The sequence below is a fragment of the Burkholderia sp. 572 genome (genome assembly GCF_040545135.1).
GTDB classification, from domain to species: Bacteria; Pseudomonadota; Gammaproteobacteria; order Burkholderiales; family Burkholderiaceae; genus Burkholderia; species Burkholderia cepacia.
The window spans coordinates 61,965-78,694 of the sequence record NZ_JBEPLH010000012.1 but is presented as its reverse complement, the minus strand read 5'-3'; the positions used below and the strand labels follow the sequence as shown (position 1 = coordinate 78,694).

Genomic DNA, 16,730 nt, shown 5'->3' with positions numbered 1-16,730 from the left:
CATCGAACGGATTTCCATGACCCTGCCCTCGAAGCTGCTTCTGAAGCGCCCCGCCGCCGTGCGCGGCGCGCGTGCCTTCCCGGTCCGCCGTGCGCTCGGCGCCGCGCTGTTCGCCGCCTGGACCCTCACCGCCTTCCCGGCTCACGCGCAGGATCCGGCATCGGACGACGCGGAACCGCAGGGCGCGTTCGAGCACGTGATGCCGGACGAGCAGAAGAATCTCCCCGGCGTTCCGCTGACGAGCCAGATCGTCTACCAGGTGCTCGCCGCCGAGGTCGCGCTCCAGCGCAACCAGCCCGCGCCGGCCTACCAGACCTACCTCGCGCTTGCCCGCGACACGCGCGATCCGCGCATGGCCCAGCGCGCGACCGAGATCGCGCTCGGTGCGCAGAGCCCGGCCGACGCGCTGTCCGCCGCGAACCTGTGGCGCCAGTACGCACCGGAATCGAACCGGGCGTCGCAAGTCGACGCCGCGCTGCTGGTGCTCGCCGGCAAGCCGGCCGACGCGCAGCCGATGCTCGCGCGCGAGCTGGCCCGGGCGACCGGCGAGACGCGCGGCCCGGCGATCCTCGCGCTGCAGGCGCTGCTCGTGCGCGGCCCCGACCGCGTCGGCGGCCTCGCGGTGCTGAAGGACATGCTGAAGAACGACCTGAACCGGCCCGAGGCTCAGCTCGCGATCGCGCGCCAGCAGCTTGCGGTCGACGACAAGGACGGCGCCGCGCAATCGCTGAAGCAGGCGCTGCAGATCCGCCCCGACTACCTGCCGGCGGCCCTGATGCTGTCGCAGATGGGGCCTGCGGAACGCGCGGCGGGCATCGCGTCGTTCGAGAAGTATGTTCAGCAGAATCCGAAGTCGCGCGATGCGCGGCTCGCGCTGTCGCAGCTCTATCTCGCCGACGATCGCCTCGACGACGCGCAGAAGCAGTTCGAGACGATGCGCAAGCTCGACTCGAAGGATCCGACGCCGCTGATGGCGCTCGCGCTGATCAAGATCCAGCAGAAGAAGCTCGACGAAGCCACCGCCTACCTGAAGCAGTACGTACAGCTCGGCGACAAGCAGCCGAACCTCGACGTCGGCCAGGGCTACATCTACCTCGCGCAGATCGCGATCGACCAGAACAACGACGCGCTGGCGTCGCAATGGCTCGACAAGGTCGACCAGACGAGCCAGCACTATCTCCCCGCGCAGATCACGCGCGCGCAACTGCTGCAGAAACAGGGCAAGACCGACGAGGCGCGCAAGGTGCTCGACGACCTGCCGATCACGGATCCGCGCGATGCCGCCGTGGTCGCTCGCACCGACGCGTCGATCCTGTTCACCGCGAAGCGCTACCCGGAAGCCGAGGCCCGGCTCGGGCAGGCGGTCCAGGACTTCCCGGACGATCCCGACCTGCGCTACGACTACGCGATGGCGGCCGAAAAAACCGGCCATTACACGACGATGGAAAAGCAGCTGCGCGAGCTGATCCGCACGCAGCCCGACAATCCGCAGGCGTACAACGCGCTCGGCTATTCGCTCGCCGACCGCAACCAGCGACTGCCCGAAGCCAGCAAGCTGATCGACAAGGCGATGACGCTCGCGCCGAACGACGCCTACATCATGGACAGTCTCGGCTGGGTGAAGTACCGGATGGGCGATACGGCCGGTGCGGCGAAGGTGCTGCGGCGCGCGTACGAACTGCAGCCGAACGCCGAAATCGGCGCGCATCTCGGCGAAGTGCTGTGGAAGAGCGGCGCGCAGGACGACGCGCGTTCCGCGTGGCGTGACGCGCAGAAGCTCGAGCCGGACAACGACACGCTCGTGCAGACACTGAAACGCCTCCAGATCAACGGCCTCTGATGCAGATGTTCCCGACGTTTTCCCTGTCCTCCCGCGCGCAGCGCACGCTGGCCGCAGCCGGCGCGGCGCTCGCGCTCGCCGGCTGCGCGAGCACGCCGCCGTCGGCCGGCGTGCCGACGGGCGCGCCGCTGCAGACCGCCGCAGCGCACGCTTACCATGGCCGCTTTGCGGTGCAGTACGACGACCGTCTCGGCAAGCAGCAGAACGTGTACGGCAACTTCGACTGGCAGGAGCACGGCGACAACGTGTCGCTCGAGCTGCGCAGCCCGCTCGGCCAGACGCTCGCGGTCGTGAAATCGACGCCGCAGGCGGCATCGCTCGAATTGCCGAACCGTCCGACGCAATATGCGCCGGACGTCGGCGACCTGATGCAGAAAACGCTTGGCTTCGAACTGCCGCTCGCGGGCCTGCGCTACTGGCTGCTGCCCACGGCCGCGCCCGCGACCCCTGCGGAGACGGTGCGCGACCCGGCCGACGGCACGCGCGTCAAGCAGATCCGCCAGGATGGCTGGACGATCGACTACCTTGCCTACGCGGATGCCCCGGCCACGGGCGTCAAACGCGTCAACCTCGTGCGCGCGACCCCGCCGCTCGACATCAAGCTCGTGCTCGACCAGTGAGCACCGGCCCAGCCCAGACATACGCATGACCGATTCGACCCGCTCGCTGCGCAATTGCCTTGCGCCCGCGAAACTCAACCTGTTCCTGCACATCACCGGCCGCCGCCCGAACGGCTATCACGATCTGCAGAGCGTGTTCCAGTTGCTGAACTGGGGCGACACGCTGCATTTCACGCTGCGCGACGACGGTCGCGTCGCGCGCGCCACCGACGTGCCCGGCGTGCCAGAGGAAAGCGACCTCGTCGTGCGCGCAGCCAACCTGCTGAAAGCACATACGGGCACCGCGCACGGCGTCGACATCGAGATCGACAAGTGCCTGCCGATGGGGGCCGGCCTTGGCGGCGGCAGCTCCGACGCCGCAACGACGCTGCTCGCACTGAACCGCCTGTGGCGACTCGACCTGCCGCGCGCCGAGCTTCAGTCGCTCGCGGTCAAACTCGGCGCAGACGTCCCGTTTTTTATTTTTGGAAAAAATGCGTTCGCAGAGGGTATCGGAGAAGAATTAGCTGAGGTACAATTGCCGACTCGCTGGTTCTTGGTTGTGACGCCAAGCGTTCATGTCCCGACCGCTGAAATATTTTCAGATGAGTTGTTGACAAGAGATACGAAGCCCGTCACAATTGCTGACTTTCTTGCACAGCAAACCAGCGATGCGGGATGGCCAGATAGCTTCGGCCGGAACGACATGCAGGAAGTTGTAACAAGGAAGTACGCGGAAGTTGCGCAGGCGGTTAAATGGTTGTATGATTTGACCCCCGCGAGGATGACCGGCTCCGGAGCAAGCGTGTTTGCAGCGTTTCACAGCAAGCACGAGGCAGAAGCGGCGAAAGCCAAGCTGCCCGCCAGTTGGAATGGTGCAGTTGCCGAGAGTCTGGACGAGCATCCGCTCTTCGCTTTCGCGTCATGAAGTTTTACTTTGCCGAACGGCCTACACGAGTTCGGTAAAGCAGTCAGTTAAGTGTAGGGGAGTCGCCAAGTTGGTCAAGGCACCGGATTTTGATTCCGGCATGCGAGGGTTCGAGTCCTTCCTCCCCTGCCAAAAAATTTTCCCGCATTTCCCGCCCAAGCCTGAAGCAGGTGCACGATGAGCAGCCACAGCCATGATGGCCTGATGGTCTTTACTGGCAACGCGAATCCCGCGCTCGCCCAGGAAGTCGTCAATATCCTTGGTATCCCCCTCGGCAAAGCAATGGTCAGCCGTTTCTCCGACGGCGAGATCCAGGTCGAGATCCAGGAAAACGTGCGCGGCAAGGACGTCTTCGTCCTGCAATCCACGTGCGCACCGACGAACGACAACCTGATGGAACTGATGATCATGGTCGATGCGCTCAAGCGCGCATCCGCCGGCCGGATCACTGCAGCCATCCCCTACTTCGGCTACGCCCGTCAGGATCGCCGCCCGCGTTCGGCGCGTGTTGCGATCTCGGCGAAGGTCGTCGCGAACATGCTGGAAATCGCCGGCGTCGAGCGGATCATCACGATGGATCTGCACGCCGACCAGATTCAAGGCTTCTTCGACATCCCGGTCGACAACATCTACGCAACGCCGATCCTGCTGGGTGACCTGCGAAAGCAGAACTACCCGGATCTGCTCGTCGTGTCGCCGGACGTCGGCGGCGTGGTGCGTGCCCGGGCACTCGCGAAGCAGCTCAACTGCGATCTCGCGATCATCGACAAGCGCCGCCCGAAGGCGAACGTCTCCGAAGTGATGAACATCATCGGTGAAGTCGAAGGCCGCACCTGCGTGATCATGGACGACATGGTCGATACGGCAGGCACGCTCTGCAAGGCCGCGCAAGTGCTGAAGGAGCGCGGCGCGAAACAGGTTTTCGCCTACGCGACGCACCCGGTGCTGTCGGGTGGCGCGGGTGATCGCATCGCCGCGTCGGCACTCGACGAGCTGGTGGTCACCGACACGATCCCGCTGTCCGCCGAATCGCTCGGCTGCTCGAAGATCCGTGCACTGACGAGCGCGAGCCTGCTGGCCGAAACGTTCTCGCGGATCCGCCGCGGCGATTCGGTGATGTCGCTGTTCGCGGAATCCTGATCGCGAATCGACTGAACAAAGTATGCGCAGAAAGCGAAGCGGCAACGCTTCGCTTTTTGCACAATCGGACGGGATAGACGAAACCCCGTCCGCTTCATCGGGGGCCGACATTTGACGGCCCCGTTTTACTGCCTGGTCGCGGGCAGCCATTGGAGAATCATATGAAAGTCGTCGCTTTCGAGCGCCAACAGCAAGGTACGGGTGCGAGCCGCCGCCTGCGCAACGCCGGTAAGACCACGGGTATCGTTTACGGTGGCGAAGCAGCCCCGCAAAAGATCGAACTCGATCACAACGCCCTGTGGCACGCCCTGAAGAAGGAAGCTTTCCACTCGTCGATCCTCGACCTCGAAGTGGCTGGCCAGTCGCAACAGGTTCTGCTGCGCGACGTGCAATACCACCCGTTCAAGCAACTGGTGCTGCACGTGGACTTCCAGCGCGTTGACGCGAAGAAGAAGCTGCACACGAAGGCTCCGCTGCACTTCCTGAACGCCGAAATCAGCCCGGCCGTGAAGCTGTCGAGCGCGGTCGTTTCGCACGTCGCGACGGAAATCGAAATCGAGTGCCTGCCGGCTGACCTGCCGGAGTTCCTCGAAGTCGACCTGTCGAAGATCGAAGCCGGTCAATCGCTGCACGCGAAGGACATCGCACTGCCGAAGGGCGTCGCGCTGGTCGCGCACGTCGACGCGGAAAACCCGGTTGTCGCGTCGGCGACGGTCCCGGCTGGTGCCGTGTCGGACGCAGCCGAAGGCGAAACGCCGGCTGCCTAAGCGGCCGCCTACGCGCCTCTCATCGATCCGTTTCACGAAACGGTCGACGCAACCCGCCGCGGCTTGCCCGGCGGGTTTTTCTTTTTCTGCGCCCAGGCGGCGGCTGCCGCCTTCGAAACGTCATGATCAAATTGATCGTCGGCCTCGGCAATCCCGGGGCGGAATACACCGCGACGCGCCACAACGCCGGCTTCTGGCTGATCGACCAGCTCGCCCGCGAAGCAGGCGCGACGCTGCGCGACGAACGCCGCTTCCATGGCTTCTACGCGAAAGCGCGCCTGCACGGTGAGGAAGTCCACCTGCTCGAGCCGCAAACCTACATGAACCGCTCCGGCCAGTCGGTCGTCGCGCTCGCGCAGTTCTTCAAGATCCTGCCCGACCAGATCCTCGTCGCACACGACGAGCTCGACCTGCCGCCCGGCACCGTGAAGCTGAAGCTCGGCGGCGGCAGCGGCGGCCACAACGGCCTGAAGGACATCACCGCACACCTGTCGTCGCAACAGTACTGGCGGCTGCGGATCGGCATCGGTCATCCGCGCGACCTGATTCCGGAAAGCGCCCGCGCCGGCGCGAAACCCGATGTCGCGAACTTCGTGCTGAAGCCGCCGCGCCGCGAGGAACAGGACGTAATCGACGCGTCGATCGAGCGCGCGCTCGCCGTGATGCCGATGGTCGTCAAGGGCGAACTTGACCGCGCGACGATGCAACTGCATCGCAACTGACCGCAGCGCCCGGCGACGATCCATCGCGCCGTCCGGCGTCGCCGGGCGCCCCCGCCCGCCCCATCCTGCGCATACTTGCGGTAATCTGGTCGCTTTGCTCGACAGGAGCCAAGCGGTGAGCCGTTACTGGAGCGACGTCGTTCAGCAACTCGTGCCTTACGTGCCGGGCGAGCAGCCCGCGCTCGCACACCCGGTCAAGCTGAACACCAACGAGAATCCCTATCCGCCGTCGCCGCGCGTCGTCGCGGCGATCGCGCGCGAACTCGGCGCGACCGGCGACACGCTGCGCCGCTATCCGGACCCGGTTGCACGCGCGCTGCGCGAGACGGTCGCGGCCCATCACCGCATCCAGCCCGAGCAGGTGTTCGTCGGCAACGGCTCCGACGAGGTGCTCGCGCACGCATTCCAGGCGCTGCTCAAGCACGACCGGCCGCTGCGCTTCCCCGACATCACGTACAGCTTCTATCCGACCTATGCACGCCTGTACGGCGTCGAGACGACGGTCGTGCCGCTCGCGGATGACTTCTCGATCCGCGTCGACGACTATCTCGACGACGCCGGCGGCGTGCTGTTTCCGAACCCGAACGCGCCGACCGGGCGCGCGCTGCCGCTCGCGGATGTCGAGCGGATCGCGGCCGCGAATCCGTCGTCGGTCGTCGTGATCGACGAAGCCTATGTCGACTTCGGCGCGCAGTCCGCGATTGCGCTGATCGACCGCTACCCGAACCTGCTCGTCGTGCACACGACGTCGAAGGCGCGCTCGCTCGCGGGCATGCGCGTCGGTTTCGCATTCGGCGATGCCGCGCTGATCGACGCGCTGAACCGCGTGAAGGACAGCTTCAACTCGTACCCGCTCGACCGGCTCGCGCAAGTCGCCGCGCAGGCGGCGTACGAAGACACCGATTATTTCAGCGCAACCTGCCGGCGCGTGATCGACAGCCGGACGCGGCTCACGCACGCGCTCGACACGCTCGGCTTCGACGTCGTGCCGTCGGCCGCGAATTTCGTGTTCGCGCGCCATCCCGCGCACGACGCGGGCGCCATCGCGGCCAAACTGAAGGAACGGGAAATTTTCGTGCGGCACTTCGGGCTGCCGCGAATCGACCAGCACCTGCGCATCACCGTCGGCACCGATGCCGAATGCGATGCGCTCGTCGCGGCGTTGCGCGAGCTGCTGGCCTGACATGAAGGAACCGGCGCCAGGCGGCGCCGATCCGGATGCGTGACATGCGTGCCGAAGAACCCGGGCGCGCGCGTCACCGCGGGGTCACGACGCGTCGTCGCCTTTCACGGCGATCAACGCGTGGTACTTCTCCATCAATTGCGCGTGCGATTCGTCATGCTGCGGATCGCGCGGAATGCATTCGACCGGACACACCTGCTGGCACTGCGGTTCGTCGAAATGGCCGACGCACTCGGTGCACTTGTTCGGGTCGATCACGTAGATGTCCGGGCCCATCGAAATCGCGCCGTTCGGGCACTCGGGCTCGCACACGTCGCAATTGATGCACTCGTCGGTAATCATCAAAGCCATACTGATCTCACTTCTTCAGGCCGGCGGCCGGCTTCGCGACGAAACCGGCCGGCGCCGCGTCACGCGGCAGGGCCTCCCATCGCCGTCACTTTCTCGGTCAGCCACTTCTCGACGGACGGGAACACGAACTTGCTGACATCACCGCCCAACTGCGCGATTTCACGCACGATCGTGCCCGAGATGAACTGGTACTGGTCGGACGGCGTCATGAACATCGTCTCGACGTCGGGCAACAGATAGCGGTTCATCCCCGCCATCTGGAACTCATATTCGAAATCGGACACGGCTCGCAGGCCGCGCACGATCACCCGTGCGTTGTTGGTGCGGACGAAGTCCTTCAGGAGGCCGGTGAAACTCATCACCTTCACGTTCGGGTAATGGCCGAGCACCTCGTTCGCAATCGTCAGACGTTCTTCCAGCGAGAAGAACGGCTTTTTCGCGCGGCTGTCGGCCACACCGACCACCAGCGTATCAAAAATGCTCGACGCACGCCGCACGAGGTCTTCGTGCCCGCGCGTCAGCGGATCGAACGTACCGGGATACACGGCGACTACCATGTCGCTCCTCCTGTCATCACGCAAACGGGATGGCAGCGGTGCCATGCGCACGCGACTGCCGAGATGGGCATGCGTCGCCTTTGCAGCGCGCCGCCTCGTATGGAACGCGCATTATTCATCATTTTCGCGCCGCAGCAAATGATAGTGAACCGCACCGGCCTTGCCGTGCTTCACCACCTCCCAGCCCGCGAGCGCATCGTGCGCGGCCGGGTCGAGTTCCGCCCCCGTTTCGACGTACAGCGCGCCGCCCGCCGCGACGAGCGGCGCCGCCAGCGCGACCGCGCGATCGAGCACAGCCGGTTCGCCGAACGGCGGATCGAGAAACACGACGTCGAACGCGCCCGGCGTGAGCCCGGCCGCGAGCCGCAACGCGTCCGCCTCCGCGACCTCGACCGCACGCGCGCCGAGCTTGTCCTTGATCGCACGCAGTTGCTGCGCGGCGCGCGGGTGGCGCTCGACCATCACGACGCTCGCCGCGCCGCGCGACGCGGCCTCGAAACCGAGCGCGCCCGTGCCCGCGAACAGGTCGAGGCAGCGCCGGCCTTCGAGATCCTGGCCGAGCCAGTTGAACAGCGTTTCGCGCACGCGATCGGGCGTCGGCCGCAGGCCGTCGAGATCGAGCACCGCGAGCGGCGTGCGTTTCCAGTCACCGCCGATGATACGGATCGTGTGCGGCTTGCCGCGGCTGGAGGGGGCCGCCGAGCGGCCGGAAGAGGAACGGGACATACGGAATATCGACGACGGAGGGACCGGGCGCGCGCAGGGGCGCACCGCCAAACAGGCGCACGTTACCACAGCGGCGGCGCGCACTGACGCGAGCGCCACGCCGCACTGATAAAATGCACGGTTTCGGCCGCCGTGCGCCGCGCCCGCGCGAACGCAGGACGGCCCGTCCGGTGCCCCGCTTCCGGCGGCGGCCCGCCCTCTTCCCGACGTCAGACCATGTTCAGCTTCTTCAAACGATTCAAGAAAACGCAGGAGCCCGATCCGGCGGAATCGCAATCGGCCGACGCGCAGCAAACGGACGAACCGTCCGATGCGCCCGCGGTCGAGGCCCCGCCTGCGGCCGAGGTGCCGCAAGCGCCCGCGCAACCGGCCGCGCCGGCCGTCGTGATGACGGTCACGCCGACCAACGACGGGCGCGACGAAGTCGTCGAGACGGTCGAAATCGTTCCGCCGCCGCTGCAGGACGCCACCGCGAAGAAATCGTGGCTCGCCCGCCTGAAAACGGGGCTCGCCAAGACGGGCTCGAGCATCACCGGCGTCTTCGTCAACACGAAGATCGACGAGGATCTGTACGAGGAGCTCGAAACCGCGCTGCTGATGTCCGACGCGGGCGTCGACGCGACCGAGTACCTGCTCGGCGCGCTACGTGAAAAGGTGCGCGCGGGCCGCCTGACCGACCCGCAGCAGGTGAAGGCCGCGCTGCACGACCTGCTCGTCGAGTTGCTGACGCCGCTCGAGAAGTCGCTGATGCTCGGCCGCGCGCAGCCGCTCGTGATGATGATCACCGGCGTGAACGGTGCGGGCAAGACGACCAGCATCGGCAAGCTCGCAAAGCATCTGCAGAGCTTCGACCAGTCGGTGCTGCTGGCCGCGGGCGACACGTTCCGCGCGGCCGCGCGCGAACAGCTGGCGGTCTGGGGCGAGCGCAACAACGTGACGGTCGTGCAGCAGGAAAGCGGCGATCCGGCCGCGGTGATCTTCGACGCGGTCAGCGCCGCGCGCGCGCGCAAGATCGACGTGATGATGGCCGACACGGCCGGCCGCCTGCCGACGCAGCTCCACCTGATGGAGGAGCTGAAGAAGGTGAAGCGCGTGATCTCGAAGGCGCACGACGGCGCGCCGCACGAAGTGCTGCTGGTGATCGACGCGAACACCGGCCAGAACGCGCTCACGCAGGTCAAGGCATTCGACGACGCGCTCGGCCTCACCGGCCTCATCGTCACGAAGCTCGACGGCACCGCGAAGGGCGGGATTCTCGCCGCGATCGCGCGGCAGCGCCCGGTGCCGGTCTACTTCATCGGCGTCGGCGAGAAGGTCGAGGATCTGCAGCCGTTCAGCGCGGTCGAATTCGCGGACGCGCTGCTCGGCTGAACACCGCCGGCACGCATCGCACGGGGCGCCTTCGGGCGCCCTTTTTCATGCGCGCCCGGTCATGCATGCCGGGCGCACCGCGCTCATTCGGCGTCGGGCTGCGCGCCGGGCTCGGCGGCCTTGAACGCATCGAGCGTCGACGCATGGTCGACGATCCGCTGGATCGTCGGATAGCGCGTCGTGTCGATCGAGAAGCGGTTCGCGTTGAACACCTGCGGCACGAGGCACACGTCGGCGAGTGTCGGCGTGTCGCCGAAACACAGCTTGCCGGTGCGCGGATCGCTCGCGAGACGGGTCTCGAGCGATTCGAAGCCCGCCTCGATCCAGTGCCGGTACCACGCGTTCTTCGCCTCTTCGGGCACCTTCAGCGTGTGCTTCAGGTACTTCAGCACGCGCAGGTTGTTGAGCGGATGGATTTCGCACGCGATCTGCAGCGCGACCGCACGCACATAGGCGCGATCGACCGGCTGCTTCGGCAGCAGCGCCGGTTCCGGATGGGTTTCCTCGAGATATTCGATGATCGCGAGCGACTGCTGCAGCGTCGCGTCGCCGTCGGTCAGCGTCGGCACGACCGCGTCCGGATTCAGCGCGCGGTACGCGTCCTTCAGTTGCTCGCCGCCGTCACGCAGCATGTGCACGGGAACATAGTCGAACGGCAGCTGCTTCAGGTTCAGGGCGATCCGCACGCGGTACGACGCGGAACTGCGGAAATAGCTGTAAAGCTTCATGGGATGTCTCTCGTAGTCGTATTCGGCCGGCAACGGCACGGGCGCGGCGCAGCCGGCGCGCGCACCGCCGGGAAGCAGAGTGTAGCGCGCCGCGATGCGCCCCCCTTGCTTGCGTCGTCCGCGCCCGTGCGATACTCGGGCATTCCTCACCGCTCACAGCGCGGCCCGATGCCGGCCGCCCGCCCCACGCCCCGATGACCGCTTCCCACGATCCCGCCGCCGTTCCGTTCCCGTGCGCCCGCTTCATCAAGGAAATCGGCCGCGGCCCGAACGGCGCACGCGCACTGTCCGCCGAGGACACGTTCGAGCTCTATCGCGCGATGCTCGACGCGCGCGTGTCGGATGTCGAACTCGGCGCGATCCTGATCGCCTATCGGCTGAAGGGCGAATCCGCCGACGAGCTGGCCGCGATGCTCGCCGCCGCGCAGGCGTCGTTCGAGCCCGTGCACGTACAGGACGCGGCGTTCCGTCCCGTCGCGATCCCGAGCTACAACGGCGCGCGCAAGCAGCCGAACCTCGTGCCGCTGCTCGCACTGCTGCTCGCGCGCGAAGGCGTGCCGGTGCTCGTGCATGGTGTCGAGCAGGATCCGGGCCGCGTGACGAGCGCCGAGATCTTCTCGGCGCTGTCGCTTGCTCCGTCGGCGTCGCACGATGCGATCGAGGACACGCTTGCCGAGCGCCGCGTCGCGTTCGCGTCAATCGAGGTGCTGGCGCCGCGCATCGCGCGCCTGCTGTCGATGCGCCGCGTGCTCGGTGTGCGCAATTCGACGCACACGCTCGTGAAGATCCTGCAGCCGTTCGCACCGGCCGGCCTGCGGCTCGTCAACTACACGCACCCGCCGTACCGCGACAGCCTCGCGCAGCTGTTCCGCGACCATCCTGACGCCGCGCTCGGCGGCGCGCTGCTCGCGCGCGGCACCGAGGGCGAAGCCGTTGCCGACACGCGGCGCCAGGTGCAGGTCGACTGGCTGCACGACGGCGTGTGCGACACGCTGATCGAGGCCGAGCGCTCGTCGACCGATGCGCCCCCCGTCGCCCTGCCCGAATCGCGCGATGCGGCCACGACGGCCGCGTGGACGGACGCCGTATTGCGCGGCGAGGTGCCAGTGCCCGACACCGTCGCCCGCCAGGTCGCGACGATCGTGCAGATCACCCGCATCGCGCGCTGACGGCACGCCCGCGAACCGGCCCCGCGCGCCGGGCATTTGACACGCGGGCGCATCCTGGCATAGAGTTGCCGTCATGCGTTCCTTTCCGAACACCCTCCGAATTACCTCCGGCCGCCTAGCGCGGCCGCTATCGCTACGACTAGCCTAAGGCTGTCGTAGCGCCGTGTGCTGTCCGCACGGTCCCTCCCAGCAGTTCCTCGCAGTACCCCTCTCGCAGTTTTTACAACCCGAAGTCGTCAGCATTCGTCCGTCTATCCGTCGGCCGATTCGCGAAGATCATCCGCATCCGCAGCGCGCTCGCGTGCCGCGGAGCGAGGCAGCGCCAACCGTCGCCCATGCCGCCCGTCTTCGCTCGCGACTTGAGACCCGAGGTCCAGAAGATGCAGCGCAATCCGCAAGACAAGTACCGTCCGTTCGAGCCCGTCCGCCTCAATGGCCGCAAATGGCCGTCGCGCACCATCGAGCGCGCGCCCGTCTGGATGAGCACCGACCTGCGCGACGGCAACCAGTCGCTGATCGAGCCGATGAGCATCGAGCAGAAGCTCGAATTCTTCGAGATGCTGGTCGCGATCGGGTTCAAGGAGATCGAGGTCGGTTTTCCGTCGGCGTCGCAAACCGACTTCGATTTCGTCCGCAAGCTGATCGACGACAAGCGGATTCCCGATGACGTGACGATCGAAGTGCTCGTGCAGGCGCGCGAAGACCTGATCGCTCGCACGTTCGACGCGCTCGAAGGCGTGCCGCGCGCGATCGTGCACCTGTACAACGCGGTCTGCCCGTCGTTCCGCCGCATCGTGTTCGGGATGTCGAAGGCCGACGTGAAGGCGCTCGCGATCGACGGCACGCGCATCATCAAGGAGCACGCCGCCGCGCGCCCCGACACGCAGTGGACCTTCCAGTACTCGCCGGAAACCTTCAGCACGACCGAGCTGACGTTCGCACGCGAGATCTGCGACGCGGTCGCGCAAACCTGGCGCCCGACCCGCGACCACAAGATGATCGTCAACCTGCCGGCCACCGTCGAAGCCGCGAGCCCGAACGTGTTCGCCGACCAGATCGAATGGATGGACCGCAACCTCGCGTATCGCGACAGCATCGTGCTGTCCGTGCATCCGCACAACGACCGCGGCACGGCGGTCGCGGCGGCCGAACTCGCGCTGCTCGCGGGCGCCGACCGCATCGAGGGTTGCCTGTTCGGCAACGGCGAGCGTACCGGCAACGTCGATCTCGTCACGCTCGCGCTGAATCTCTACACGCAAGGCATCGATCCGGGCCTCGATTTCTCCGACATCGACGCGGTGCGCCGCGTCGTCGAACGCTGCAACCAGATTCCGGTGCATCCGCGCCACCCGTACGCGGGCGACCTCGTGTTCACCGCGTTCTCCGGTTCGCATCAGGACGCGATCCGCAAGGGCTTCGCGCAGCAGCGCCCCGACGCGCCGTGGGAAGTGCCGTACCTGCCGATCGACCCGGCCGACCTCGGCCGCAGCTACGACGCGGTGATCCGCGTCAACAGCCAGTCCGGCAAGGGCGGCGCGACGTTCCTGCTCGAACGCGGGATGGGCTTCACGCCGACGCGGCGCGTGCAGATCGAATTCAGCCACGCGGTGCAGACGCTTGCCGACGCGTCGGGAGAGGAAGTGACGGGCGACGCGATCTGCGCGCTGTTCGCGCGCGAATTCTTCGACACCGACGGCCCGGCCGCGCGCCACGGCAACGGCGCGCGCTGGCGGAACCGCGAGATCGCGACGGCGCCCGCGGCGGATATCGCACCCGACGATGCCGTGCGACGTTTGGCCGCGGCATTCGCAGCCGCCGCCGGCGTCGCGATCGACATCGCTTCGTGCGAACACGCGCGCACGACGGACGGGCGGATCGCGGTATCGGTGGGCTGCCGGGTCGGCGATGCGCCGCTGCGGCACGGCGTCGGCCTGCACGCCGATGCGGCGGGCGCCGCGCTCGATGCGCTCGTCAGCGCGATCAACCGCTCGGCCTGGCACTGCGCGGATCGCCGCGCGGCGGCCTGACGGACGGTTCCGTTTCAGGGTTCAAACGTCAGCGAGCGGTGCGTGACCGCTCGTGCGCCGCGCGATCCGCGCCGCACGAGGCAGCAAAAAGCGGCCCAGAAGGCCGCTTCGATCGGGACATGAAAACGGGCGCCACGCGCGCTCATGTCTCGGTCGCGCACCGCGTCGCCTGCCACGCGAACAGGCTCCAGCGGCCCTGTTCGTGGGTGTGGACGGAGGTATACGCAATCGGGAAGACCAGGCCGCCGTTGTTCGTTTCCATCTCGATCAACGCACGCCCGGTGACGACGCAGGTTTCATCGCCGACGGGCAGCACGTCCTGCGACTGGATTTCGATCTGGCGATAGCGGCGGCGGCCGGCGACGATGGCGTCGATGAACTGCTGCTTGGTTTCGCGTTTGCCGTTGGTGTGCACGAAGAACACCTTGTCCGACAAAAGCGCGCCGAGCGCCTCGCCGTCGCCGTCCACCATCGCCCGGAACCGATCGCGCTCGAGCGCGCGGATCGCATCGATCACCTTCGCCATCGCCTGACTCCTCGGCAACGCGCACGCCGTGCGCGGGCGTGCGGATCAGAAGTTGTACTGCACGTAGAACTGGTGGAAATTTATACCAGGATTCGGCTCTTTGATACCCGCGTTAGACACATGTTCAAAACGGTAGCCGACCTGATACTGTTGCCGTTGGCCGAACTGCACGCCCACCCCCGCGGTCGGCGAGAACTGGAACGCGGTCCCCAGCGAGAAATGATCCGAGATCGTCGGGTGCGTCAGCAGCCGGACGCCGCCGCCAGCCTCGATGAACGGGCGAATCTCCCCGGCGCTCTTGATGAAGCGGAACAACGGCGTCACGCCGAATTCGCCGATGCTGCCGTGAACGTTGCCGCCCGTGTGCCAGTAGCCCGCGTGCCCTTCCACGACGAACGCGAAGTGCCAACCGCCCATTTCCCACCAGTTCCAGCCCGGGTCCCACACCACGCCGAGATCGCCCTTGTCGACCCCGTGGCGATCCGAAAAACCGCCGCCCGCCTGAATCCCCCATCGATCCGCGAATGCCGCACCCGATCCTCCCAGAAGGGACGCCGCCAGCATCGCGTGCAGGACAAGCCGGCTGCGGGGCCGGCGATTCTTCTTATTGTTCATCTGACACTCCAACTTTGTGGGTTGAATGGAACCTGCCGCTTCGGCCGGCTCGAGCGAAGTGAATGGTATGGTAAAGGACTTTTCGGATCGGCATCACGAAGCGAAATGGCTTCCTTCCAAAACAACAAAAATTGAAATCGTCTACTGATTACCATCTGAAACAACGGCTTACGGAACTTCGCGTCGCCTCCCCTGTCGCAGAATAGACTATCGACTCGACTAACTCGATAGAAAAACGGGAACTCCGATGCCCACGCTTGCTCTAAGGAATTAGCACTCAGCTTGCGGGAGTGCTAAGATGCCCCACGGAATCTCATTCGAGACCGGGGGTTTGTCCCTGATTCCAAAGGAGTTTTTAGTGAGCAACGCCCTGACCCTCCCGAACACCCTGAGCCCGGCGCCGGCCAAGGCCGAATCGGCAGGCTCGCTGGCGCTCGCAGCTCAATCGATGTTGCCGGGCCAGCTTGGCAACATCGACGCGTATATCCAGGCCGTCAATCGCATTCCGCTGCTGACGGCAGAAGAGGAACGCCAGTACGCGACCGAATTCCGCGAAAACAACAATCTCGACTCGGCACGCCGCCTCGTGCTATCGCACCTGCGGCTCGTCGTGTCGATCGCGCGCAACTATCTCGGGTACGGCCTGCCGCACGGCGACCTGATCCAGGAAGGCAACATCGGCCTGATGAAGGCCGTGAAGCGCTTCGATCCGGCCCAGAACGTTCGTCTCGTGTCGTACGCGATCCACTGGATCAAGGCCGAGATCCACGAGTACATCCTGCGCAACTGGCGCATGGTGAAGGTCGCGACGACGAAGGCGCAGCGCAAGCTGTTCTTCAACCTGCGCAGCCACAAGAAGAGCATGCAGGCGATGACGCCCGAGGAAATCGACGGCCTCGCACAAGAGCTCAACGTCAAGCGCGAAGACGTGACCGAAATGGAAACGCGCCTGTCGGGCGGCGATATCGCGCTCGAAGGGCAGGTCGAAGACGGCGAGGAGTCGTACGCACCGATCGCCTACCTGGCCGACTCGCACAACGAACCGACCGCCGTGCTCGCCGCGCGTCAGCGCGACTCGCTGCAGACGGACGGCATCGCGCAGGCACTCGACGCGCTCGACGCGCGCAGCCGCCGCATCATCGAGGCACGCTGGCTGCATGTCGACGACGACGGCTCGGGCGGCTCGACGCTGCACGATCTCGCCGCCGAGTTCGGCGTGTCGGCGGAACGCATCCGCCAGATCGAGGCGAGCGCGATGAAAAAGATGCGCACCGCCCTCGCCGAATACGCATAAATACCGGCGATTCGGAAAGCTTCATCGAAAACCGCTGCCTGACCGGCAGCGGTTTTTTTTCGCCCGACTTTTTCACCGGTTTTTAGCCGGTTTATCCGTCGCCACTCCGCCCGCTTCTTCGCTCATTTCTCCGTCGATCAATTGACCTGTTTAATCAAGTATTGGACGGTTCGCGGGCCCCTTCCGC

The 16,730-nt window shown here is 66.1% G+C and carries 17 protein-coding genes and 1 tRNA gene; 12 read left to right on the top strand and 6 right to left on the bottom strand.

The window, feature by feature from the left end; all coding sequences use genetic code 11:
* Positions 1-16: 16 nt before the first annotated feature.
* The 8 genes from ABIC51_RS23060 (at position 17) to hisC (ending at position 7,179) form a co-directional block, all read left to right on the top strand.
* Positions 17-1,840: a tetratricopeptide repeat protein gene (locus ABIC51_RS23060; RefSeq protein WP_027789099.1), complete on the top strand. Its 1,824-nt coding sequence runs from the start codon at positions 17-19 to the stop codon at positions 1,838-1,840.
* Complete coding sequence (lolB, locus tag ABIC51_RS23055) at positions 1,840-2,460, top strand: lipoprotein insertase outer membrane protein LolB (RefSeq protein ID WP_146253664.1); 621 nt, start codon at positions 1,840-1,842, stop codon at positions 2,458-2,460. The genes ABIC51_RS23060 and lolB overlap by 1 nt, the downstream gene beginning before the upstream one ends.
* Before the next feature lie 25 nt (positions 2,461-2,485).
* Positions 2,486-3,367 (top strand): 4-(cytidine 5'-diphospho)-2-C-methyl-D-erythritol kinase, encoded by an 882-nt coding sequence (ispE, locus tag ABIC51_RS23050; protein ID WP_027789097.1) that lies wholly within the window; start codon positions 2,486-2,488, stop codon positions 3,365-3,367.
* Positions 3,368-3,422: 55 nt separating this feature from the next.
* Positions 3,423-3,499: transfer RNA gene (locus ABIC51_RS23045), tRNA-Gln, on the top strand.
* 45 nt (positions 3,500-3,544) lie between these two features.
* Positions 3,545-4,507 carry a ribose-phosphate pyrophosphokinase gene (locus ABIC51_RS23040; RefSeq protein ID WP_027789096.1) on the top strand — a complete coding sequence of 321 codons (963 nt, stop codon included), beginning with the start codon at positions 3,545-3,547 and terminating at the stop codon, positions 4,505-4,507.
* 161 nt (positions 4,508-4,668) lie between these two features.
* Positions 4,669-5,274: a 50S ribosomal protein L25/general stress protein Ctc gene (locus ABIC51_RS23035; protein WP_027789095.1), complete on the top strand. Its 606-nt coding sequence runs from the start codon at positions 4,669-4,671 to the stop codon at positions 5,272-5,274.
* A gap of 122 nt (positions 5,275-5,396) precedes the next feature.
* Positions 5,397-5,996 carry an aminoacyl-tRNA hydrolase gene (pth, locus tag ABIC51_RS23030; RefSeq protein ID WP_021163050.1) on the top strand — a complete coding sequence of 200 codons (600 nt, stop codon included), beginning with the start codon at positions 5,397-5,399 and terminating at the stop codon, positions 5,994-5,996.
* Positions 5,997-6,111: 115 nt separating this feature from the next.
* On the top strand, positions 6,112-7,179 hold the full coding sequence (gene hisC / locus ABIC51_RS23025) for a histidinol-phosphate transaminase (protein ID WP_136471194.1): 1,068 nt from the start codon (positions 6,112-6,114) through the stop codon (positions 7,177-7,179).
* A gap of 84 nt (positions 7,180-7,263) precedes the next feature.
* Here the strand turns inward: hisC and ABIC51_RS23020 are convergent, their stop codons facing one another.
* The 3 genes from ABIC51_RS23020 to rsmD form a co-directional block, all read right to left on the bottom strand.
* The gene (locus tag ABIC51_RS23020) at positions 7,264-7,530 is read right to left on the bottom strand and encodes a YfhL family 4Fe-4S dicluster ferredoxin (RefSeq protein ID WP_006477774.1); all 267 of its coding nucleotides are present in this window, start codon (positions 7,528-7,530) and stop codon (positions 7,264-7,266) included.
* Positions 7,531-7,589: 59 nt separating this feature from the next.
* Positions 7,590-8,087, bottom strand: a complete 498-nt coding sequence (gene coaD, locus ABIC51_RS23015) for a pantetheine-phosphate adenylyltransferase (protein ID WP_021163047.1) — start codon at positions 8,085-8,087, stop codon at positions 7,590-7,592.
* 111 nt (positions 8,088-8,198) lie between these two features.
* A complete protein-coding gene (gene rsmD, locus ABIC51_RS23010; protein WP_175898159.1) occupies positions 8,199-8,813 on the bottom strand; it encodes a 16S rRNA (guanine(966)-N(2))-methyltransferase RsmD in 615 nt (204 codons plus the stop codon).
* 216 nt (positions 8,814-9,029) lie between these two features.
* Between rsmD and ftsY the strand changes: the two genes are divergently transcribed.
* The gene (gene ftsY, locus ABIC51_RS23005) at positions 9,030-10,184 is read left to right on the top strand and encodes a signal recognition particle-docking protein FtsY (RefSeq protein ID WP_021163045.1); all 1,155 of its coding nucleotides are present in this window, start codon (positions 9,030-9,032) and stop codon (positions 10,182-10,184) included.
* Positions 10,185-10,267: 83 nt separating this feature from the next.
* Here the strand turns inward: ftsY and maiA are convergent, their stop codons facing one another.
* On the bottom strand, positions 10,268-10,912 hold the full coding sequence (gene maiA, locus ABIC51_RS23000; protein ID WP_060084181.1) for a maleylacetoacetate isomerase: 645 nt from the start codon (positions 10,910-10,912) through the stop codon (positions 10,268-10,270).
* 194 nt (positions 10,913-11,106) lie between these two features.
* On the opposite strand from maiA, the gene ybiB reads away from it, so the two are divergent.
* Together ybiB and leuA are read left to right on the top strand one after the other, a co-directional pair.
* Positions 11,107-12,081, top strand: a complete 975-nt coding sequence (gene ybiB / locus ABIC51_RS22995; RefSeq protein ID WP_021163043.1) for a DNA-binding protein YbiB — start codon at positions 11,107-11,109, stop codon at positions 12,079-12,081.
* Between the two features lie 380 nt (positions 12,082-12,461).
* Positions 12,462-14,108 carry a 2-isopropylmalate synthase gene (gene leuA / locus ABIC51_RS22990; RefSeq protein WP_175852427.1) on the top strand — a complete coding sequence of 549 codons (1,647 nt, stop codon included), beginning with the start codon at positions 12,462-12,464 and terminating at the stop codon, positions 14,106-14,108.
* A 142-nt stretch (positions 14,109-14,250) separates the two neighbouring features.
* Here the strand turns inward: leuA and ABIC51_RS22985 are convergent, their stop codons facing one another.
* Both ABIC51_RS22985 and ABIC51_RS22980 read right to left on the bottom strand, forming a co-directional pair.
* Entirely contained in the window at positions 14,251-14,634 is a 384-nt protein-coding gene (locus tag ABIC51_RS22985) for a nuclear transport factor 2 family protein (RefSeq protein ID WP_027789089.1), read from the bottom strand.
* A gap of 45 nt (positions 14,635-14,679) precedes the next feature.
* On the bottom strand, positions 14,680-15,249 hold the full coding sequence (locus tag ABIC51_RS22980; protein ID WP_021163039.1) for an acyloxyacyl hydrolase: 570 nt from the start codon (positions 15,247-15,249) through the stop codon (positions 14,680-14,682).
* Between the two features lie 358 nt (positions 15,250-15,607).
* On the opposite strand from ABIC51_RS22980, the gene rpoH reads away from it, so the two are divergent.
* Positions 15,608-16,543, top strand: a complete 936-nt coding sequence (rpoH, locus tag ABIC51_RS22975) for an RNA polymerase sigma factor RpoH (RefSeq protein ID WP_027789088.1) — start codon at positions 15,608-15,610, stop codon at positions 16,541-16,543.
* Positions 16,544-16,730 lie beyond the last annotated feature (187 nt).